The 21,011-nt window shown below is 63.4% G+C and carries 16 protein-coding genes and 1 tRNA gene; 14 read left to right on the top strand and 3 right to left on the bottom strand.

What is annotated here, in order from left to right; genetic code table 11:
- Positions 1-2: 2 nt before the first annotated feature.
- From glgB to ACIPO9_RS06515, 8 genes are all read left to right on the top strand, one after another.
- Positions 3-2,237 (top strand): 1,4-alpha-glucan branching protein GlgB, encoded by a 2,235-nt coding sequence (gene glgB, locus ACIPO9_RS06550; protein ID WP_274131108.1) that lies wholly within the window; start codon positions 3-5, stop codon positions 2,235-2,237.
- Positions 2,238-2,522: 285 nt separating this feature from the next.
- The gene (gene fdnG / locus ACIPO9_RS06545; protein WP_400779502.1) at positions 2,523-5,588 is read left to right on the top strand and encodes a formate dehydrogenase-N subunit alpha; all 3,066 of its coding nucleotides are present in this window, start codon (positions 2,523-2,525) and stop codon (positions 5,586-5,588) included.
- Entirely contained in the window at positions 5,588-6,553 is a 966-nt protein-coding gene (gene fdxH, locus ACIPO9_RS06540; RefSeq protein WP_400779500.1) for a formate dehydrogenase subunit beta, read from the top strand. The genes fdnG and fdxH overlap by 1 nt, the downstream gene beginning before the upstream one ends.
- The gene (locus ACIPO9_RS06535; protein ID WP_400779498.1) at positions 6,550-7,218 is read left to right on the top strand and encodes a formate dehydrogenase subunit gamma; all 669 of its coding nucleotides are present in this window, start codon (positions 6,550-6,552) and stop codon (positions 7,216-7,218) included. The genes fdxH and ACIPO9_RS06535 overlap by 4 nt, the downstream gene beginning before the upstream one ends.
- Positions 7,219-7,222: 4 nt before the next feature.
- Entirely contained in the window at positions 7,223-8,149 is a 927-nt protein-coding gene (gene fdhE, locus ACIPO9_RS06530) for a formate dehydrogenase accessory protein FdhE (RefSeq protein WP_400779496.1), read from the top strand.
- 124 nt (positions 8,150-8,273) lie between these two features.
- Positions 8,274-9,704: an L-seryl-tRNA(Sec) selenium transferase gene (selA, locus tag ACIPO9_RS06525; protein ID WP_400779494.1), complete on the top strand. Its 1,431-nt coding sequence runs from the start codon at positions 8,274-8,276 to the stop codon at positions 9,702-9,704.
- Positions 9,701-11,626, top strand: a complete 1,926-nt coding sequence (selB, locus tag ACIPO9_RS06520) for a selenocysteine-specific translation elongation factor (protein WP_400779492.1) — start codon at positions 9,701-9,703, stop codon at positions 11,624-11,626. The genes selA and selB overlap by 4 nt, the downstream gene beginning before the upstream one ends.
- 8 nt (positions 11,627-11,634) lie before the next feature.
- Positions 11,635-11,730: transfer RNA gene (locus ACIPO9_RS06515), tRNA-Sec, on the top strand.
- A gap of 224 nt (positions 11,731-11,954) precedes the next feature.
- On the opposite strand, the gene ACIPO9_RS06510 is transcribed toward ACIPO9_RS06515, so the two are convergent.
- Positions 11,955-12,104, bottom strand: coding sequence for a hypothetical protein (locus ACIPO9_RS06510; protein ID WP_400779490.1), 150 nt, complete (start codon positions 12,102-12,104; stop codon positions 11,955-11,957).
- Here ACIPO9_RS06510 and ACIPO9_RS06505 point away from each other — a divergent pair.
- From ACIPO9_RS06505 to ACIPO9_RS06490, 4 genes are all read left to right on the top strand, one after another.
- Positions 12,103-12,780, top strand: a complete 678-nt coding sequence (locus tag ACIPO9_RS06505; RefSeq protein ID WP_400779488.1) for a TIGR04211 family SH3 domain-containing protein — start codon at positions 12,103-12,105, stop codon at positions 12,778-12,780. The two genes, ACIPO9_RS06510 and ACIPO9_RS06505, sit on opposite strands and share 2 nt — an antisense overlap.
- Positions 12,781-13,016: 236 nt before the next feature.
- Complete coding sequence (gene ggt / locus ACIPO9_RS06500) at positions 13,017-14,741, top strand: gamma-glutamyltransferase (protein ID WP_400779486.1); 1,725 nt, start codon at positions 13,017-13,019, stop codon at positions 14,739-14,741.
- Positions 14,742-14,981: 240 nt separating this feature from the next.
- On the top strand, positions 14,982-15,920 hold the full coding sequence (folE2, locus tag ACIPO9_RS06495) for a GTP cyclohydrolase FolE2 (RefSeq protein WP_400779484.1): 939 nt from the start codon (positions 14,982-14,984) through the stop codon (positions 15,918-15,920).
- On the top strand, positions 15,917-17,083 hold the full coding sequence (locus ACIPO9_RS06490; RefSeq protein ID WP_400779482.1) for a DUF1624 domain-containing protein: 1,167 nt from the start codon (positions 15,917-15,919) through the stop codon (positions 17,081-17,083). The genes folE2 and ACIPO9_RS06490 overlap by 4 nt, the downstream gene beginning before the upstream one ends.
- Here the strand turns inward: ACIPO9_RS06490 and ACIPO9_RS06485 are convergent.
- Entirely contained in the window at positions 17,070-18,224 is a 1,155-nt protein-coding gene (locus ACIPO9_RS06485) for a MalY/PatB family protein (RefSeq protein WP_400779480.1), read from the bottom strand. The two genes, ACIPO9_RS06490 and ACIPO9_RS06485, sit on opposite strands and share 14 nt — an antisense overlap.
- Before the next feature lie 209 nt (positions 18,225-18,433).
- Between ACIPO9_RS06485 and ACIPO9_RS06480 the strand changes: the two genes are divergently transcribed.
- Both ACIPO9_RS06480 and ACIPO9_RS06475 read left to right on the top strand, forming a co-directional pair.
- Complete coding sequence (locus tag ACIPO9_RS06480; protein WP_274131095.1) at positions 18,434-19,051, top strand: hypothetical protein; 618 nt, start codon at positions 18,434-18,436, stop codon at positions 19,049-19,051.
- The gene (locus ACIPO9_RS06475) at positions 19,044-19,772 is read left to right on the top strand and encodes a hypothetical protein (RefSeq protein WP_400779478.1); all 729 of its coding nucleotides are present in this window, start codon (positions 19,044-19,046) and stop codon (positions 19,770-19,772) included. The genes ACIPO9_RS06480 and ACIPO9_RS06475 overlap by 8 nt, the downstream gene beginning before the upstream one ends.
- A 45-nt stretch (positions 19,773-19,817) precedes the next feature.
- On the opposite strand, the gene ACIPO9_RS06470 is transcribed toward ACIPO9_RS06475, so the two are convergent.
- Positions 19,818-20,975 (bottom strand): cysteine desulfurase family protein, encoded by a 1,158-nt coding sequence (locus ACIPO9_RS06470; protein WP_274131093.1) that lies wholly within the window; start codon positions 20,973-20,975, stop codon positions 19,818-19,820.
- Positions 20,976-21,011 lie beyond the last annotated feature (36 nt).

The following is a 21,011-nucleotide window of genomic DNA, read 5'->3' as shown; positions in this document are numbered from 1 at the left end:
AAATGAGTGCGTCTGACCAATTCGGCAAGGGCAACCGGGATGTGTTGCCAACCGCCGGCGATATGGACGCGTTGATCCGCGCCGAACACCCCGATCCGTTCTCCATACTCGGCCCCCACAGCGACGGCAAGAATGGCCAGGTGATCCGTGCCTACCTGCCACAGGCCCTGGGGGTGCGCGTGCTGTCCCGCGACGGGGAACGCGATCTGGGCGAGCTGACGATGAGTGACAAGCCCGGCTTTTTCGCCGGGCACTTCGAGACTCGCGAGCCTTATCTGTTGAAGATCAACTGGGCCACGGGCGAGCAGATCACCGAGGACCCTTACAGCTTCGGCCAGTTGCTGGGAGAGATGGACCTCTACCTGTTCGCCGAGGGCAATCACCGCGACCTGAGTAGCGCCTTGGGGGCACAGGTCAAGAACGTCGATGGCGTCGATGGCGTGCGCTTCTCGGTCTGGGCGCCCAACGCCCGCCGGGTGTCGGTGGTGGGGGATTTCAACAGCTGGGACGGGCGCAGGCATCCGATGCGTGCGCGACACCCAAGCGGCGTCTGGGAAGTCTTCATTCCTCGCATCGGGCCGGGCGAGGCCTACAAGTACGAGATTCTGGGGCAGCATGGCGTCCTGCCGCTCAAGGCCGACCCGATGGCCCTGGCCACCAAGCTCCCGCCTGACACCGCTTCCAAGGTCGCCGCGCCGCTGAGCTTCGACTGGCAGGATCATGACTGGATGCAGGCCCGTGGCGACAAGCAGGACGTGCACCAGCCGCTGTCGATCTACGAACTGCATGCCGGCTCTTGGCGTTGGCACCACGGCGGCGAAGACGAACCGGATCGCCCGTTCAACTGGCGCGAACTGGCGGACCAGTTGATTCCTTATGTAAAGGACCTGGGCTTCACCCACATCGAGCTGATGCCGATCATGGAGCACCCGTTCGGCGGTTCCTGGGGCTATCAGTTGCTCTCGCAATTCGCCCCGAGCGCGCGCTACGGCTCGCCTGAAGACTTCGCGGCGTTCGTCAATGCCTGTCACCAGAACGACATCGGCGTGATCCTCGACTGGGTGCCGGCGCATTTCCCTACCGACACCCACGGCCTGGCGCAATTCGACGGCACCGCGCTGTACGAGTACGGCAACCCGCAAGAGGGCTTCCACCAGGACTGGGACACGTTGATCTACAACCTGGGCCGCACCGAGGTGCATGGCTTCATGATTGCCTCGGGCCTGCACTGGCTCAAGCATTTCCACGTCGATGGCCTGCGGGTGGATGCTGTGGCGTCGATGTTGTACCGCGACTATTCGCGCAAGGCCGGGGAGTGGGTGCCGAACCGTTACGGTGGCCGCGAGAACCTGGAAGCGATCGATTTCCTGCGTCACCTCAACGACGTGGTGGCCCTGGAAGCACCCGGTGCGCTGGTGATTGCCGAGGAATCCACGGCCTGGCCGGGTGTCAGCCAGCCAACCCAACAGGGCGGCCTGGGGTTCGCCTACAAGTGGAACATGGGCTGGATGCACGACACGCTCAAGTACATCGAACAGGATCCGATCCATCGCCAGCATCACCATGACCGGTTGAGCTTCGGGCTGGTGTATGCGTGGTCCGAGCGGTTCATCCTGCCGATTTCCCACGACGAAGTGGTGCACGGCAAGCATTCGCTGATCGACAAGATGCCGGGGGATCGCTGGCAGAAATTCGCCAACCTGCGGGCTTATCTGACGTTCATGTGGACCCACCCGGGCAAGAAGCTGCTGTTCATGGGTTGCGAGTTCGGCCAGTGGCGCGAGTGGAACCACGACACCGAGTTGGACTGGCATTTCCTCAACTACGCCGAGCACAAGGGTGTGCATACGCTGGTGGGGGACTTGAACCGGTTGTATCGCTCGGAGAAAGCCCTGTACGAGCAGGACTGCCAGCCGCAGGGCTTCCAGTGGGTGATTGGCGACGACGCCGGCAACAGCGTCTATGCCTACCTGCGCTGGAGCCGCGAAGGCGAGCCGCTGCTGGTGGTAGCGAACCTGACCCCGGTGCCGCGTCATGGCTATCGGGTGGGCGTGCCGTTCAGTGGCAAATGGGCGGAACTGCTCAACACCGATGCCGGGGTGTATGCCGGGTCCAACGTCGGCAACGGCGGGGCGGTGACGGCCGACGAGATCAAGAGCCACGGGCAGGCGGTTTCGTTGGCGTTGAATCTGCCGCCATTGGCCGTGGTGGTGTTCAAACCGGTCCGCGAGGAATAACCCCGGCCGGTAATGATCGTTCCCACGCTCCCGCGTGGGAACGCCTCACTTGTAGGAGCGCGCTTGCCCGCGACGGCGTCAGGTCAGGCACCTCGATGTCGACTGACACACCGCTGTCGCGTGCAAGCGCGCTCCTACAGGCTTCCACCCTTAGCCAACCGTCCATTTTCACAATCCCGCGCACAATCTGAACTACGCTGAAACGGTCGATGCTGCGCTGTCGACACCGTGATCGAACACTCTCCCGGCCATGTACCGGGATCATTCCCTGATGAGGAGTGCACGATGGACCTCAACCGTCGGCAGTTCTTCAAGGTCGCCGCAATCGGCCTTGGAGGCTCGAGCCTGGCGGCGTTGGGCATGGCGCCCGCGCCCGCATTCGCCGAGCAGATACGCCACTTCAAGCTCGCCCACACCCATGAAACCCGCAACACCTGCCCGTACTGCTCGGTCGGCTGCGGGCTGATAATGTACAGCCAGGGCGATGCGGCCAAGAACGTGGCGCAGAACATCATCCATATCGAAGGCGACGCCGACCACCCGGTCAACCGTGGCACCCTGTGCCCCAAAGGCGCGGGTCTTCTGGACTTCATTCACAGCCCCAGCCGCCTCAAGTACCCGCAGGTGCGCAAGCCAGGCAGCAAGGAATGGACGCGCATTTCCTGGGATGAAGCCCTGGACCGCGTGGCCGAGCTGATGAAGGAAGACCGCGACGCCAACTTCATCGAGAAGAACGCCAAGGGCGAAACCGTCAACCGCTGGCTCACCACGGGCTTTCTCGCGGCATCGGCGGCTTCCAACGAAGCGGGTTACATGACCCACAAGGTCATTCGCGCAACCGGCATGCTGGGGTTCGATAACCAGGCACGTGTCTGACATGGCCCGACGGTGGCAAGTCTTGCCCCGACGTATGGCCGTGGAGCCATGACCAATACCTGGACCGATATCGCCAACGCGAACCTGATTCTGGTAATGGGCGGCAACTCCGCCGAAGCGCACCCGTGCGGCTTCAAATGGGTGACCGAAGCCAAGGCGCATAACCAGGCGCGGCTGATCGTGGTCGACCCGCGTTTCACCCGTACCGCCTCCGTGGCCGACTATTACGCGCCGATTCGCACCGGCAGCGACATTGCGTTCATGGGCGGGCTGATCAATTACCTGCTGACCCAGGACAAGATCCAGCACGAGTACGTGCGCAACTACACCGACGTCTCGTTCATCGTCAAAGCCGGTTATGGCTTTGAAGACGGCATTTTCAGCGGCTATGACGCGACCAAACGGGTCTACACGGACAAATCCGGCTGGGGCTACGAGCTGGGCGAGGACGGCTTCGCCAAGGTCGACCCGACCCTGCAGGACCCGCGCTGCGTCTATCAGTTGATGAAGCAGCATTACAGCCGCTACACCGCCGACATCGCCAGTCTGACCTGCGGCATGCCTCAGGATCAGATGATGAAGATCTGGGAGGAAATCGCCACCTGCTCGGTCCCCGGCAAGACCATGACCATCCTCTACGCCCTGGGCTGGACGCAGCACTCCATCGGCGCGCAGATCATCCGCAGTGCGGCCATGGTGCAGCTGTTGCTGGGCAACATCGGCATGCCAGGCGGGGGGATGAACGCCTTGCGCGGTCACTCCAACATCCAGGGCCTGACCGACCTGGGGCTGCTCTCCAACTCGTTGCCGGGTTACCTGACCCTGGCCAACGACGGCGAGCAGAACTACAACGACTACATCACCAAGCGCACCCAGAAACCGCTGCGGCCGGGGCAACTGTCCTACTACCAGAACTACAGCAAGTTCCACGTCAGCCTGATGAAATCCTGGTATGGCGCCAACGCCACGGCCGAGAACAACTGGGGCTATGACTGGCTGCCCAAGCTGGACATTCCCGGCTACGACGTCCTGAAGATGTTCGACATGATGGGCAGCGGCAAGGTCAACGGCTACCTGTGCCAGGGCTTCAACCCGATTGCCGCGCTGCCGGACAAGAACCGCGTGATGAAGGCCCTGGCCAAGCTCAAGTGGCTGGTGGTGATGGACCCGCTGGCCACCGAGACCTCCGAGTTCTGGCACAACGTGGGGCCGTACAACGACGTGCAGAGCGAAAACATCCAGACCGAAGTGATTCGCCTGCCCACCACCTGTTTTGCCGAAGAGGACGGCTCGCTGGTCAACAGCAGCCGCTGGTTGCAATGGCACTTCAAGGGTGCCGAGGGCCCCGGCGAGGCGATCACCGACGTGCGCATCATGAGCGAGCTGTTCCTGCGCCTGCGCAAGCTGTATCTGGAGAAGGGCGGGGCCTACGCCGAACCTTTGCTCAAACTCAGTTGGCCGTACAAGATCCCCGAGGAGCCTTCGCCGGAAGAGATCGCCAAGGAGATCAACGGCGCGGCCACCACCGACTTTACCGACGCCTCAGGCGCGGCGGTCAAGGGCGGGGCGCAGTTGACGGCCTTTGCGCAGCTCAAAGATGACGGCAGCACGGCATCGGGTTGCTGGATCTTCTGCGGCAGCTGGACCGAGGCCGGCAACCAGATGGCCCGGCGCGACAACAGCGACCCGTTCGGCATGCATCAGCATCAGGGCTGGGCCTGGGCGTGGCCGAACAACCGGCGCATTCTCTATAACCGCGCGTCGGCCGACGTGCAGGGCAAACCCTGGGATCCGAAGAAACGCCTGATCTGGTGGAACGGCAAGGTCTGGACCGGCACCGACGTGCCAGACTTCGTACCCACGTCCGCGCCTGAGGCGGGGATGAACCCGTTCATCATGAACCCCGAGGGCGTGGCGCGGTTCTTCGCCGTGGACAAGATGAACGAGGGGCCGTTTCCCGAGCACTACGAACCCTTCGAGACGCCCATCGGCATCAACCCGCTGCATCCGAACAACAAGCAGGCCACCAGCAACCCGGCCGGGCGCGTGTTCGATTCGGTGTGGGACACGTTGGGCGTGGCCAAGGACTTCCCCTACGCGGGCACCAGCTACCGGCTGACCGAGCATTTCCACTACTGGAGCAAGCATTGCACCCTCAATGCGATTGCCCAGCCGGAGCAGTTCGTCGAGATCGGCGAGGCGCTGGCCAAGGAGAAGGGCATCGTGGCGGGGGATCGGGTGCGGGTCAGCAGCAAGCGCGGCTTCATCGAGGCCGTGGCGGTGGTGACCAAGCGCATTCGCCCCTTGCAGGTGAACAATCAGGTGGTGCATCAGATCGGTATCCCGATCCACTGGGGCTTCACCGGCACCACGCGCAATGGCTACCTGGCCAATACCCTGGTGCCGTTTCTGGGTGACGGTAATTCCCAGACCCCGGAATCCAAGTCGTTTTTGGTCAACCTGGAGAAAATCTGATGGCCATTCAGGATGTGATTGCCCGTTCGGCCACCACCACGGTGCCGTCCTCGGTGCGCCAGCTTGAGGAAGTCGCCAAGCTGATCGACACCACCAAGTGCATCGGTTGCAAGGCCTGCCAGGTCGCGTGCTCGGAATGGAACGAGTTGCGCGACGAGGTCGGCCACAACCACGGCACCTACGACAACCCGCAGGACCTGAGCGCCCAGACCTGGACCCTGATGCGCTTCACCGAACACGAAACTGCGGATAACAATCTGGAGTGGCTGATCCGCAAGGACGGCTGCATGCACTGCGCCGACCCAGGCTGCCTCAAGGCCTGCCCCAGCCCCGGCGCGATCATCAAGCACGCCAACGGCATCGTCGATTTCAACCAGGACCACTGCATCGGCTGCGGCTACTGCATCACCGGTTGCCCGTTCAACATTCCGCGAATCTCGCAGAAAGACCACAAGGCGTACAAATGTACTCTTTGCTCGGATCGGGTCTCGGTGGGGCTGGAACCGGCCTGTGTGAAAACCTGTCCGACCGGCGCCATCGTCTTCGGCACCAAGGCCGACATGAAGACTCACGCCGCCGAGCGGGTCGTGGACCTCAAGTCCCGTGGCTTCGAGAACGCAGGCCTGTATGACCCGGCAGGTGTTGGCGGCACCCATGTGATGTACGTGCTGCACCACGCTGACGATCCGAAACTCTATGCCGGGCTTCCGCTCAATCCGGAAATCAGCCCGCTGGTGGGCTTGTGGAAAGGCGTGACCAAGCCGCTGGGCCTGCTGGCCATGGGGCTGGCGGTGGTGGCCGGGTTCTTCCACTACGTGCGCATCGGCCCGCAGCGGGAGGAAGACCCGCACAGCGAGCACGGCAAGGACCCGGACGTTCACGAGGTCGATCCGGCGGTGCACGTCTACGATCCACGCAGCGGACAGCCAAACCAACCGGGACCTGATGGGGAGCGCCGGCCATGAACGAGAACCGCGAACCGGGCAAGACCATCCTGCGCTACAACGCCAACGAACGGACCAACCACTGGATCGTCGCCATCCTGTTTTTCATGGCCGGGCTGTCGGGCCTCGCGCTGTTTCATCCGGCGATGTTCTGGCTGACCAACCTGTTCGGCGGCGGGCCGTGGACACGCATCCTGCATCCGTTCATGGGCGTGGCGATGTTCGTGTTCTTCCTGGGGCTGGTGCTGCGTTTCTGGCGCGCCAACCTGTTCATCGCCAACGACCGGCTGTGGCTCAAGCGCATCGACCGGGTGATGAAAAACGAGGAAGAGGGCGTGCCCCCGGTGGGCAAGTACAACCCGGGGCAGAAACTGCTGTTCTGGACCTTGCTGCTGTGCATGCTCGGGCTGCTGGTCAGCGGATTGATAATCTGGCGCGCATATTTCAGCGAGTACTTCGACATCACGGTGATTCGCCTGGGCGCCTTGATTCATGCGCTGGCCGGATTTGTCCTCATCACCAGCATTATCGTGCACATCTACGCCGGGATCTGGATCAAGGGCTCGGTGAGTGCCATGCTCCATGGCTGGGTCAGCCGTCGCTGGGCGAAGAAACACCATGAATTGTGGTATCGCCAAGTGGTCGATAAGGATCAGACACCCACCCGCGTGACGAAAAAAGGATGAGCCGTTGAGCCAGATTCTCGAACCCGGGCAAATCGAAGCGGCTGCCGGCTCGCCGCCATTCCTGCACCTGCCGCCGCCGGATCTGTTCGCCCTGCGTGCTGCCCGCCTGGAGCAGCTTGCCCAGGATCACCTGCTGGCCGGTTACCTGCGGCTGATCGCAAGCCTGTGTCGGGTGCAGCAGAGCCTGCTCGACCAGCCTCCGGCGCAGTGGGCGCTGGACGCCCAGAGCCTGGAGCTGTGCCGTCAGCGCGGTTTGCCACCCCTGGCCGCCGACAGCATGGTGCGTCAGGTGCAATGGCAGGTCTGGCTGGACGCGCTGCTCGAACGCTATCCGGCGTCGGACTCGACGCTGGTGGGCCAGGTCTTGACCCGCCTGCGCGAGGCTGGCGAGGGGCAGCGCAGGGCCTGGGCGCTGATGTTGCTGGGCGGTCAGTTCTCAGGCCTGCCGCCGGCGCTGGTGCCGTTTCTTGGTGCAGCCTTGCAGGCAGCGTGGACTCATTGGCTGCTCATGCTGCCGACCCATGAACTGAAGGCCTGCGATGCCCTGAGCCTGTGCCCGGCCTGTGGCTCGCCGGCCATGGCCGGGGTGTTGCGTCATCGCGGCAAGCACAATGGCCTGCGTTATCTGGCCTGTTCGCTGTGCGCCTGCGAGTGGCATGTGGTGCGGATCAAGTGCGTGTATTGCGAGCAGAGCAAGGGCCTCAAATACATGAGCCTGGACAGCGATCGCGTGGCCGTGGACAAGGCGCCGTTGCGGGCCGAGGTCTGTCCCGGGTGCAACACCTACCTGAAGCAGATCTACCTTGAATGCGATGCCTACGCCGAGCCGCTGTCAGCGGATCTCGCCAGCCTGGCGCTGGACATGCGCCTGGACCTGGAAGGTATCGCCCGCATGGCGCCGAACCTGATGCTGGCGCCGGGAGGGGATTGAGATCGGCGGCTACACTGATGCCATGCCGTTCTTCGTAGCAGTCCGGCTTGCCGGCGTCAGCGGTTTCAAGGGTGCTGACGCCGGCAAGCCGGACTGCTACGACGCAGACCTGTAGGAGCCTTGAATGCCGCAAACCCTCGCTTCGATCCCGCCGCGCTTGCCTTCCATCGACAGCCTGTTGCGTCACCCCGCCTGCCATCCGCTGATCGAACGCTATGGCCGTGACGCGCTGCTGGCCACCTTGCGCCAGCTGCTGGACGACCTTCGCGAGTCGATCCGGCTCGGACAGATCAGCGCCAGCGAACTGGGCAGCGAGGTGCTGGCGGGCAGGGCGGCCGAGCGTCTTGCCGCGGCTCATCAAAGCCGGGTGCGGCGGGTGTTCAACCTCACCGGCACCGTGCTGCACACCAATCTGGGCCGGGCGCTGCTGCCGGAAGAAGCCATAGAAGCCATCCAGATCGCCGCCCGCTATCCCTTGAACCTGGAGTTCGACCTGGCCAGCGGCAAGCGCGGTGACCGCGACGATCTTATCGAAGGCCTGATCCGCGAGCTGACCGGGGCCGAAGCCGTCACTGTGGTCAACAATAACGCCGCTGCGGTGCTCCTCGCGTTGAACAGCCTTGGGGCGCGCAAGGAGGGGATCATCTCCCGGGGCGAACTGATCGAGATCGGCGGCGCCTTTCGCATTCCCGACATCATGGCCCGGGCCGGCGTCAGACTGCATGAGATCGGCACCACCAACCGCACCCACGCCAAGGATTACCAAGAGGCGATCAACCCGCGCACCGGCCTGCTGATGCGCGTGCACACCAGCAACTACAGCATCCAGGGCTTCACCACCAGCGTATCGACCGCCGAGATCGCCGCAATCGCCCATCAACACGACCTGCCGCTGCTGGAAGACCTGGGCAGCGGCAGCCTCCTGGACCTGACGCGCTGGGGGCTGCCCGCCGAACCCACGGTGCACCAGGCGCTGCTCGACGGCGCGGACATCGTCACCTTCAGCGGCGACAAACTGCTGGGTGGCCCGCAAGCCGGGTTGATTGTCGGCAGCAAGGCGCTGATCGCCAGGATCAAGAAAAACCCGCTCAAGCGTGCCCTGCGCGTGGACAAACTCACGCTTGCCGCGCTGGAAGCCGTGCTGAGTCTGTACCGCGACCCGGACCGCCTCGCCGCGCGCCTGCCCAGCCTGCGCCTGCTGACCCGCCCGCAGCACGAAATCCTCGCCCAGGCCGAGCGCTTGAGGCCTCTGCTGGCCCGGGTGCTGGGCGAGGGCTGGGGCGTTGCGGTGCAGCCGAGCCTGGGCATGATCGGCAGCGGCAGCCAGCCTGTGGCGCGGCTTCCCAGTGCGTCGCTGTGTTTACGACCGATCGTCTCAAAAAAGCTGCGAGGGCGGCAGTTGCATGGGCTGGAGGCGGGTTTGCGCAAGCTGCCGATCCCGGTGCTGGGGCGTATCGATGATGACGCCCTGTGGCTGGATCTGCGCCAGCTGGATGACGAAGCGGGCTGGATCGCCCAGTTGAATCAGCTGCAATGGGAGGGCGAGGCAGGGTGATTGTCGGCACGGCGGGGCATATCGACCACGGCAAGACGGCGTTGCTTGAGGCGTTGACCGGGCAGGCCGGTGATCGTCGCCGTGAGGAACGCGAGCGCGGCATCACCATCGATCTGGGTTACCTCTACGCGCCGCTCAAGCCTGGGGCGCCGCTGACCGGTTTCATCGATGTGCCGGGCCATGAGCGGTTCATTCACAACATGTTGGCCGGTGCCCGGGGCATCGATCTGGTGCTGCTGGTGGTGGCCGCGGACGACGGCGTGATGCCCCAGACCCGCGAGCACCTGGCGATTGTCGAGTTGCTGGGCATCCCCGAGCTGTTGGTGGTCATCAGCAAATGCGACCGCGCCGAGGCTGCGCGGGTGCAGCAGGTGAGCACGCAAATCAGGCAGTTGCTGGCGCCCGGGCCGTATGCGGACGCGCTGCAATTCGAGGTGTCCAGCCACAGCGGCGATGGTGTGGAAACTTTGCGCCAGGCGCTGCTACTGGCGCAGGAGGACGTGGCTGAGCGCAGTGACCGGGGCGGGTTTCGGCTGGATATCGACCGGGCGTTCACGGTGGCTGGGGCGGGGATTGTGGTCACCGGCACCGCGCTGGCCGGGCAGGTGACGGCGGGTGACAGCCTGGCACTGGGTCAGGCCGGCAAACAGGTGCGCGTGCGCGGGCTGCATGCGCAGAACCAGAGCGCTGCCCAGGCCTGGATCGGCCAGCGAGTGGCGCTGAACCTGAGTGCGGAGAAGCTCAGCCTCGAACAGATTCACCGGGGCGACTGGCTGTTGGCGCCGTGGCTGTTCGCGCCCACCCAGCGCATGGACATCTATTTGCACTTGCTCGCCAGTGAAACCCGCGTCTTCGAGCATTTCAGTCCGGTCCACGTGCATGTCGGCACTCAGGACGTCACCGCCCGGGTCGCGCTGCTGGAAGGCAGCACGCTGCAGCCCGGCCAGCGCATGTTCGCGCAACTCCTGCTCAACGCCCCGGTGCACGGGGTGCATGGCGATCGTCTGGTGCTGCGGGACCAGAGTGCCCAACGTACCCTAGGTGGCGGCCGTGTACTGGACCCGTTCGCGCCTTCACGTCAGCGCCGAAGCGAAGCCCGGCTTGGGCAACTGCGGATTCTGGCCAGCGCCGACAGCCTGGAACAGGCGTTGCCCGCATTGATCGCCAGCAGCGAAACCGGGCTGGACCCGCAGCGGCTGGAACGTCAGTTCAATCGTCTGCGGGCCACCTGGCGTTTGCCCGCCGACATCCGCATCATCGCCACGCGCCAGGGCCAATTGCTGTTCAGTGACGCGCGATGGCAGGCCCTGCGCGACGAATTGCTGGCCCATCTGGGGCGCTTTCATCAGCAGGAGCCTGACCAGTTGGGTCCTGATCGCGACCGCTTGCGCCGGTTTGCCGCGATGACGCTGGATCGGCCTGCGTTCATTGCGCTGGTCGATGAGTTGCTGAGCTCGGGCCGGATCTGTAGCAGCGGGCCCTGGCTGCATCTGCCGGATCACCAGGTCAAACTCAGCGAGCAGGACGATGCACTCTGGCAGCGCATCGAGCCGTTGCTGGCGAACGCCGGGTTCGACCCGCCCTGGGTGCGCGATCTGGCCGCCGCCACCGGCCATCCCGAGGCCGAAGTGCGTTTGCTGCTGCGCAAGCTGGCGCGCATAGGCCAGGTACACCAGGTGGTGCGCGATCTGTTCTATCTTGAGTCCGTGACCGCACAAATGGTGGCTATGCTTGTGCAGCTGTCGGCGGTTGACCCGGTGATTCAGGCTGCGGTGTTTCGCGACGGGCTGGGCATCGGCCGCAAGCGCAGCATCCAGATTCTCGAGTTTTTCGACCGCATCGGTTTCACCCGGCGTATCGGCGATCAACGCCGGATTCGCCCGGACAATGCCCTGGCACAAGGGGCGTCGGGCGCGGTCTGATCGATCATGGAAGGCAATCGCGCCCGGTGGCGCGGCCGGGCTTCAAACCCGGTTGGGGACGGCAGCCGTTCCCGGGCAGGTTCGACTCCCGCTGCCTTCCGCCATTTCTTCATCACACATCGCCCGTAGCAGTCCGGCTTGCCGGCGTCGGCGATCTTGAGGAAGCCCCCGCCTGCAAGCCGTGCTGCTACGGGGGGAGGCACGCACCGATCCCGTAGGAGCGCGCTTGCCCGCGAATGCGCCGGGTCAGGTACCTCTATGTCCACTGGCTCATCGCTGTCGCGGGCAAGCGCGCTCCTACAGGCATCGGCCATCCACCAGACGAACGTCACCCCCCGACACTGAACCTGACACCATTTGAACTGTCAGTAGACCACTGTGCGCGCAGCGTATCGCGCGCCGCCGCCCGGTTTTTGTCCATTGCACGGGGCCCGACCATCCGGCCTTTCTTTTTTATTTTTTGTTGAAGATCATCCATGCCTCTATCTCCTGATCGCGCCTCCACCCCTCACGTTTCCCCGCAGCCGGGCGCTCGTCGCCGCGTGCTCGGCATTGGCCTGGTGAGCACGCTGCTGTCCCTGGGCCTGGCGGGCCAGGCGCTGGCGGAAGGCAAGGATCGCTGGGTGGCCGACACCTTGAGCACCTACGTGCGCAGCGGCCCCACCGATGGCTATCGCATCGTCGGCACACTCAAGTCCGGGCAGAAGGTCGAGCTGTTGACCACCCAGGGCGACTACAGCCAGGTCAAGGGCACTTCCGGTGACACCGTGTGGATTCCGTCCTCCGAACTGCAGGAAGTGCCTGGTCCTGCCGAGCGTGTGCCGCAACTGACCCAGCAGGTCGCTGATCTCAGCGCACAACTGAAAACCATCGACGACGACTGGAAAACCAAGGTCCAGGGCATGCAGGAAACCCTCGACTCGCGCAAGAAGCTGGTGGACGAACTGGAATCGCGCACCAAGGACCTCAACGCCCAGTTGACCGATGCCCAGTCCGAATTGCGCTCGACCCAGGCCAAGCTGGGTGACGAGAACAATCAGGTGTTGATGCGCTACATGGTCTACGGCGGCAGTATTGCCGGCGCGGGGCTGCTGCTGGGGTTGATCCTGCCTTCGCTGACCCGTGGTCGCAAGCGCAACGATCGCTGGTTCTAAGACGTAGTCGTACTTCTTTGAGATCGCCCCGCCGGCAAGCCGTGCTGCTACGGACCGCACAGACAACAAAATCCCCGTAGCAGCCGGGCTTGCCCGCGGGGACGTCATCGAAATCGCCCGCACCCGCAAGCCGTGCTGCGATGAAATATTCTGTCAAACTCTCTTTCAGCCGCTACTTTTACAGGGCCTCAATCGAACATTGATGTTCCTATCAAAAAGAAGAAGAGAGTTGCCCCATGAAGTACGAACCCTTGGCCAAGTCGCTCGTCGCGACGGCACTGACCCTGGCTGTCTCCTGTTCCTACGCTGCCTCCGTGGCGCCGGTTGCCGCTGAAAATGGCATGGTGGTCACCGCTCAACACCTTGCGACACACGTGGGTGTCGACGTTCTCAAATCCGGTGGCAACGCGGTGGACGCCGCTGTTGCCGTGGGCTACGCGCTGGCGGTGGTGTATCCCGCAGCGGGTAACCTGGGCGGTGGCGGTTTCATGACCGTGCAATTGGCCGATGGCCGCAAGACCTTCCTCGATTTCCGCGAAAAGGCGCCGCTGGCGGCGACCGCGAACATGTACCTGGACAAGGACGGCAACGTGGTGCCGGACCTCAGCTCCAAGGGCCACCTGGCAGTAGGGGTGCCGGGCACGGTGTCTGGCATGGAGCTGGCGCTGAGCAAATACGGCACCAAAAAGCGCGCCGAAGTCATCGCACCGGCGATCAAGCTGGCTGAAAACGGCTTCCCGCTGGAGCAGGGCGACGTCGATCTGCTGGACTACGCCACCAAGGAATTCCAGGCCGACAGGGACCTGTCCGGAATCTTCCTGAACAAGGGCCAGCCGCTGAAGGTCGGCGACAAGCTGGTGCAGAAGGATCTTGCCAAAACCCTGAAGGAAATCTCCGCCAAGGGCAGCGACGGTTTCTATAAAGGCTGGGTAGCCAAAGCCATCGTCGATTCCAGCAAGGCGGGCAAGGGCATCATCGTCCAGGCTGACCTCGACAAATACAAAACCCGGGAACTTGCGCCCATCGAGTGCGATTACCGTGGATACCACGTGGTTTCCGCACCACCACCCAGCTCTGGCGGCGTGGTGATCTGCGAGATCATGAACATCCTCGAAGGCTACCCGATGAAGGATCTGGGCTATCACTCAGCCCAGGGCATGCATTACCAGATCGAGGCCATGCGCCACGCTTACGTGGACCGCAACAGCTACCTGGGCGACCCGGATTTCGTGAAGAACCCCATCGCCCACCTGCTGGATCGCGACTACGCCGCCAAGCTGCGTGCCGCCATCGAACCGCAGAAAGCCGGTGATTCCCAGGCCATCAAACCGGGCGTTGCACCCCACGAAGGCAACAACACCACCCATTACTCCATCGTCGACAAATGGGGCAACGCGGTTTCGGTCACCTACACCCTCAACGACTGGTTCGGTGCGGGCGTGATGGCGAGCAAGACCGGGGTGATCCTCAACGACGAAATGGACGACTTCACCTCCAAGGTCGGGGTCCCGAACATGTACGGCCTGATCCAGGGCGAAGCCAACGCCATCGCACCGGGCAAGGCGCCGCTGTCGTCGATGAGCCCGACCATCGTCACCAAGGACGGCAAGACCGTGATGGTGGTGGGTACGCCGGGCGGCAGCCGTATCATCACCGCGACCTTGCTGACCATGCTCAACGTCATCGACTACGGCATGAACATCCAGGAAGCGGTGGATGCACCGCGTTTCCACCAGCAGTGGATGCCGGAAACCACCAATCTTGAAAACTTCGCGGTCAGCCCTGACACGCAGAAGATTCTGGAAAGCTGGGGCCACAAGTTCGCCGAGCCGCAGGATGCCAACCACCTGGCCGCCATTCTGGTCGGCGCGCCGTCATTGGGTGGCAAACCGGTGGGCAACAACCGTTTCTACGGGGCCAACGATCCGCGTCGTAATACCGGGCTTTCGTTGGGGTATTGAGGCCTAACCGTAGCAGTCCGGCTTGCCGGCGGGGGCGTGCCTGAAATCGCTCCCGCCGGCAAGCCGTGCTGCTACGGGACCGCGACAACGACCTAAATCACCGTAGCAGCCGGGCTTGCCCGCGGGGACGTCCTCGAATTCGCCTCTACCAGCAAGCCGTGCTGCTACATGAAGTGGGAAGTCTGCATTTGAAATGTTATGTTATAACTATCAAATGCGCTTCGAGACTTCATCCTTCCCATGAACAATCCGCTTCCCGACGTCGCTTCCTCCGAATTGTCCCAAGCCCTGCTGCCGCTCGACTGGGTCGGCATGCAGGGCATCGACATTCCCCTGACCCTCGACGAGCCCGGCGCCGCCGCTCCGGTTCATGCCCGTGCCGACCTGCATGTCGATCTGCCGGTGCCGCAGATCAAGGGCATTCACATGTCGCGGCTGTACACGCTGCTCGACCGTTTCGCCGAACACCAGGCGGTCAGCCCGGCCAGCCTTGCCGCGCTGCTGGAACTGATGGTGGCCAGCCACGCCGATTGCCATAGCTCCCAGGCCCGGCTGCGCCTGACCTTCGATCTGCTGTGCAAACGCCCGGCGCTGGTCACTCAGGGTTTGAACGGCTGGAAATCCTATCCGGTGGTGATCGATGCGCAATGGCAGCAGGGCCGTCTGTGGCTCGAAGCGGGCGTCGAGGTGACTTATTCGTCTACCTGCCCGTGTTCGGCTGCGCTGTCCCGGCAACTGCTGGAACAGGCATTCATCCTGCACTTCGGCGCAGGTCCCGTGGACAGCGCGCAGGTGTCTGCGTGGTTGCGCCACAACGGTTCCCATGCCACGCCCCACAGCCAGCGCAGCGTGGCCCGGGTTCAGGTGCGGATCGACCAGGACGCCGATCACCTGGGCTTGCACAGCCTGATCGACCTGATCGAAGACGCCCTCGGCACACCGGTGCAGACGGCGGTCAAGCGCGCCGACGAACAGGCCTTCGCCCGGCTCAACGGGCAGAACCTGATGTACGTCGAGGATGCGGCGCGCAAGGTTCAGCAGTCGCTGGCCATGGGTTTTCCGGTAAGCAGCGTGTCGGTCAGGCACCTTGAAAGCCTGCACCCCCATGATGCCGTGGCCTGGTCATCCATCGGCCACGCGCCGACGTTCGGGGCTGTGAATGAGGGGCGCCGCCGATGAGTCGCTTCCAGTCCGTTTTGCCGGCGATCCACACCCGTTTGCAATCGATCGACGCCTTACGCGGCCTCATCATCGTTTTCATGCTGCTGGATCACGTGCGCGAAACCTTCTTCCTGCACCGCCAGGTGTCCGACCCGATGGATGTCGCCAGCACCAGCCCGGAATTGTTCGTCAGCCGCACCCTGGCGCATTTCTGCGCGCCGCTGTTCGTGTTTCTGACTGGCCTTTCGGCGTTTCTCTACGGCGAGCGTCATCCGGGCCGGGGGCAGGTCAGCCGTTTCCTGTTCGTTCGCGGGCTGGTGCTGATTGCGCTGGAGGTGACGCTGGTCAACTTCGCCTGGACCTTTGAGTTCCCGCCCGCTGTGATCTACCTGCAAGTGATCTGGGCCATCGGCCTGAGCATGATCGCACTCGCGGCGCTGGTCGCCTTGCCGCGTCTGGCCCTGGCCGCCTTGGGCATCGCGATCATCGCCGGGCACAACATGCTGGATACCCTGCATTTCGGGGCCGACTCGCTGATGCACATTCCCTGGGCCGTGTTGCATGACCGAGGCTGGATCGAGATCAGCGACAGCCTGCGTCTGCGCACCTCGTATCCATTGTTGCCGTGGATCGGCGTCATCGCGGTGGGCTACGCCGCCGGGCCGTGGTTCGCCCGGGGCGCAGATGCAAACAGGCGCCAGATCAATCTGGTCGCCTGGGGCGTTGGCCTGCTGGCGCTGTTCCTGGCCTTGCGCGGTATCAACGGTTACGGCGAGAAGCCCTGGGCGCCCGGCGACACCCTGACTCTGACCTTGATGAGCATTTTCAACATCACCAAGTACCCGCCATCGCTGCTGTTCCTGAGCCTGACGCTGGGTGTGGGGCTGCTGACCCTGGCGTGGCTGGAGCGCGCCGGGTCGTCAAAATGGCTCAAGCCGCTGGTGATCTTTGGTGCCGCCCCAATGTTTTTCTACCTGCTGCACCTGTACGTGCTCAAGGTGCTGTACCTGATCGCCGTCGCGCTGTGGGGGCAGAATCAGGGCCGTTACTTCGGCTTCGATTCGGTCGCGGCGGTGTGGTTGTGCGCTGCGGTGTTGATCGTGGCGCTGTTCCCCGCGGTGCGCTGGTTCGCCGAGCTCAAGGCCCGGCGTCGCGACATCTCCTGGCTCAAGTATTTCTGACGAGCAGGCTGCGCTCCATCCGCGCCAGTGCTTCTTCGAGCATTGGCCGCGGGCAGCCAAAGTTCAGGCGCACGAACTGCCCGCAATCGTCGCCGAATTCCAGACCCGCGCTCATCGCCACCTTTGCCTGTTCAAGGAAAAACCGCTGTGGGTTCTCCAGACCAAGCCCCGAGCAATCCAGCCAGGCCAGGAAGGTACTTTGCGGCAGGTTCATGGCAATGCCGGGGAAACGGGTCGCGATGGCGTGGGCCAGATAGTCGCGGTTGTCCTGCAGGTAGGCCATCACCTGCGCAAGCCACGGCCCGCCTTCGCTGTACGCCGCCTGAGTGGCCTCATAACCGAGCACGTTGACGCTGTCCACCAGGCCGCGCTGGCCGCGGTTGAAGCGCGTGCGCAGCTCAGGGTTCTGCACGATGGCGAAGGCGGTCTTCATGCCGGCGATGTTCCAGGCCTTGCTGGCGGACATCAGCGTGACCGTGCGCGCGGCGATCTCCGGGCTCAAGGAAGCGATAGGGGTGTGCTTGCGCCCGTCGAACAGGATGTCAGCGTGAATTTCGTCGGAGATGATCAGCACCTCACGGTCCACGCAGGCCTGGCCGATGGCGCGCAACTCATCGCGCTCGAAGACCTTGCCCAGCGGGTTGTGCGGGTTGCTCAGCAGCAGGCAGCGAGCGTCGGACAGGGTGTTTTGCAGAGCGTTGATGTCAGTGGGATAGGTGCCATCTGCATCGGCGTGAAACGGCAGATCGATCCGCGCCAGGTCCCAGTTGCCAGGGGCATCCAGCAGCGGCGAGTAGTTCGGCGTTTGCACCACGACGGCGCTGTCAGCCTGCACCAGCGCATTGAGCGCCATGTTCACCCCAGGCTCGACGCCTGGCAGGAACACCAGGTCTTCCGGTGTGATGTGCCAGCCATACTGGTCGGCCAGGCGCGCCACCAGCGTCTGCCGCAGACGGTCCTGAGCCACCGAATAACCGAGCAGCGGGTGCTCCAGACGATTCTTCAGCGCCTGCATGATCGGCTCGGCCACCGCGAAGTCCATGTCGGCCACCCACATCGGCAACACGTCCTGCGGGTACTGGCTCCACTTCTTGCTGCCGGTGTTCAGGCGCTGATAAACGCTGTTCAGGTCCATGCTCATGACTGTCTCGGAAAAACGGATGCGCGATTGTGCCAGAGAGCGGGGTGGCTGTGTGATGGTTGGGGCCCTGTTTTCAAGGGGGTTGGCAGGGTTTGCGCGGCTTGAGGTGTAACCATTTCAGGTTACATTCACGAAAGTAACCCAAAAAGGTTACTTTTCTGCAATTTGGCCTATAGTGGTCGCTATCGCATTTTCCTTGTGGGGCACCCATGACCACCAAAGCCGTGTTGACCGGGGATCTGATGCATTCCCAGACCGTCAGCGACACCCATGCCTATCTTGACGGGCTCAAACGCGTGCTTGCGACGCTGAAGAAGCCCTATGGCCTGACCATCGACACCTTCCGTGGTGATGGTTTTCAGGTGGAGCTGAAACACGCTGCCAAGGCGTTTGAATGTGCGCTGGCGATTCGTGCCGGTCTGATTTCGGCAAGCCCGGCGGGTGAGCGTTGGGATGCGCGGATTGCCATCGGCATTGGCGGCGCGGCATCCGGCGGGCGCTACGGCGAAGCTTTCGTGCTGTCGGGACAAGGGCTCGATGGCATGAAAAAACTGACTCTGGGCCTGTTCAGTCATGACCCGCTGTTGCAGCGCGGCGCCGGGCTGGTAACCGAGTTTGTCGCCGCCGTCGTCGACAAATGGACGGTGGTGGAAGCCCAGGCCTATTACGCGCATCTCTTGGACGGCGGCGACCAGCAAAGCATCGCCGAGCAACTGGGCAAGTCCCGCGTCGCGGTCAACAAGGCCTTGCAGCGGGGGCAGGCGCGTTTGCTGGATCGCTACCTGGCTTGTACCGGGCAATGGCTGCTGGAGGTGGTCGATGCGTGATGCCTCTACCGTCTTGCTGGCGTTGATTCTGCTCAATCTGCTGCTTGAGTTCGTTTTCGGCAAATGGCAGGAGCATCGCGGCCAACCGGCGAGCCTCGCGTTCAGGGGACTACAGGCGCTGGTGCAAGGTGCTGCGGTCGTTGCCGTGCTGTTTGCTTTCGATCGCCACGGGCTACCTGCGCTGAGCGCAGGCCTGGGGTTTGCGCTGATTCGGGCGCTGATCGGCTGGCTGATGACGAAGGTCAGATCGGCGTTTGCCTTCGTGCTGCAGTTCGGCTTGCAGGTCGGTGCATTGACGGTGATCTGGCTCAGTGCCGAAGGGTACTGGAACTGGGCCTGGGAGCTGTGCAAAACCCTGTTCACCGGCCACAACCTGTTGGTGCTGCTGGCGTATGTCCTGGTGCTGCGTCCGGCCTCGGCGTTGACCGGCGCGGTGCTGACGCCGTTCATGGCGGCCGTGGAGGCCAGCAGCAAAGACTCACTGAAGAAGGCCGGCACCTGGATCGGCTTTCTGGAGCGAGTGTTGATTCTGACGTTCGTGCTGCTGGAGCAGTGGTCCGCCATCGGCTTTCTGCTCACAGCCAAGAGCATTCTGCGGTTCAACGACATCAAGGGCGCTGACCAGCGTCCACTCAGCGAATACGTGCTGCTCGGCACGCTGGTGAGTTTCACGGTGAGCATCGCGATTGGCTTGGCGGTGCTCAAACTGTCAGGAAAGTAACCTCTAGGGGTTACTTTCCTAAATGTAACCCCTGGAGGTTACACCTCACCAGAAGGTCGTGGCCTGGCTGTTCAACCGCTGGGCGATCACGGCGATGGCTTTTTCAACGTCTGCGGCCTGGGTGTAGCGGCCCAGGCTCAGGCGCAGGCTGCTGCCGGCCTGCGCCTGGGTCAGGCCCAGCGCGAGCAGCACATGGGAAGCGCCGCTGCTGGCCGAATTGCAGGCCGACGTCGAAGACACCGCAATGTCAGCCGCCAGGCTCAAGGCGTTGAAGCCGGCCTTGTCGACGCAGATGTTCAGCGTGTGGGGCACGCGCTGCAGCGGATCGCCATTGAGACTGACCCCCGGCAATTGCAGCAGACCTTCGCGCAATTGCGCCGACAGCTCGGAAATACGCTGAACCTCTTCGGCCATCTCGGCGCTGGCCAGGGCATACGCCGAGCCCATGCCGACAATCTGGTGGGTGGCCAGGGTGCCGGAACGGAAACCCTGCTCATGGCCGCCACCGTGGATCTGCGCTTCGAGCAGCGGGCGGGCCCGTTCACCGACGTACAGCGCGCCAATGCCCTTGGGGCCGTAGATCTTGTGGGCAGAGAACGACATCAGGTCCACGGCCAGCGTATTCAGATCAATGGCCAGCTTGCCTGCGCCTTGCGCCGCATCGACGTGGAAAATCGCGCCATGCTCACGCACCAACTCACCGATGGCGGCAATGTCGGTCAGCGTGCCCAGTTCGTTGTTGACCATCATCAGCGACACCAGCAGGGTGTCTTCGCGCAGTGCCTGGCGCACGGCTTCGGGCTGGATCAGGCCCTGACGGTCAGGCTCGAGCCAGGTCACCGGGAAGCCGGCCTGTTCGAGTTGCGAAACGGTATCGACCACCGCCTTGTGCTCGATGCGGCTGGTGATGAGGTGGCGGCGCGGGCCCTTGGCGCTCTGGGCCATGCCCTTGATGGCGAGGTTGTTGGACTCGGTGGCACCCGAGGTCCAGATGATCGATTCTGCCCCGCAGCCTACCAGTTCAGCGACCTGACGCCGCGCCAGTTCAACGGCCTGGCGGGCCTGGTTGCCGTAGCCGTGGGAACTGGAAGCCGGGTTGCCAAAGGTGCCTTCGCGGCCCAGGCACGTGACCATGGCCTGGATGACGCGGTCATCGACAGGGGTGGTGGCGGCGTAATCGAAGTAACAGGGAAGGGTGCTCATTGGAGGAATCCGTGCTGTCCATAATGCAGAAAATAC

Source organism: Pseudomonas sp. NPDC090203, assembly GCF_044746765.1.
GTDB lineage: Bacteria > Pseudomonadota > Gammaproteobacteria > Pseudomonadales > Pseudomonadaceae > Aquipseudomonas > Aquipseudomonas putida_AD.
This window is presented reverse-complemented; position numbering and strand designations above follow the sequence as displayed.

Coding starts and splice junctions, on each gene's coding strand:
- glgB (WP_274131108.1), top strand. CDS start 3: ATGAGTGCGTCTGACCAATTCGGCAAGGGCAACCGGGATGTGTTGCCA.
- fdxH (WP_400779500.1), top strand. CDS start 5,588: ATGGCCATTCAGGATGTGATTGCCCGTTCGGCCACCACCACGGTGCCG.
- ACIPO9_RS06535 (WP_400779498.1), top strand. CDS start 6,550: ATGAACGAGAACCGCGAACCGGGCAAGACCATCCTGCGCTACAACGCC.
- selA (WP_400779494.1), top strand. CDS start 8,274: ATGCCGCAAACCCTCGCTTCGATCCCGCCGCGCTTGCCTTCCATCGAC.
- ACIPO9_RS06505 (WP_400779488.1), top strand. CDS start 12,103: ATGCCTCTATCTCCTGATCGCGCCTCCACCCCTCACGTTTCCCCGCAG.
- ACIPO9_RS06510 (WP_400779490.1), bottom strand. CDS start 12,104: ATGGATGATCTTCAACAAAAAATAAAAAAGAAAGGCCGGATGGTCGGG.
- ggt (WP_400779486.1), top strand. CDS start 13,017: ATGAAGTACGAACCCTTGGCCAAGTCGCTCGTCGCGACGGCACTGACC.
- folE2 (WP_400779484.1), top strand. CDS start 14,982: ATGAACAATCCGCTTCCCGACGTCGCTTCCTCCGAATTGTCCCAAGCC.
- ACIPO9_RS06490 (WP_400779482.1), top strand. CDS start 15,917: ATGAGTCGCTTCCAGTCCGTTTTGCCGGCGATCCACACCCGTTTGCAA.
- ACIPO9_RS06485 (WP_400779480.1), bottom strand. CDS start 18,224: ATGAGCATGGACCTGAACAGCGTTTATCAGCGCCTGAACACCGGCAGC.
- ACIPO9_RS06480 (WP_274131095.1), top strand. CDS start 18,434: ATGACCACCAAAGCCGTGTTGACCGGGGATCTGATGCATTCCCAGACC.
- ACIPO9_RS06475 (WP_400779478.1), top strand. CDS start 19,044: ATGCGTGATGCCTCTACCGTCTTGCTGGCGTTGATTCTGCTCAATCTG.
- ACIPO9_RS06470 (WP_274131093.1), bottom strand. CDS start 20,975: ATGAGCACCCTTCCCTGTTACTTCGATTACGCCGCCACCACCCCTGTC.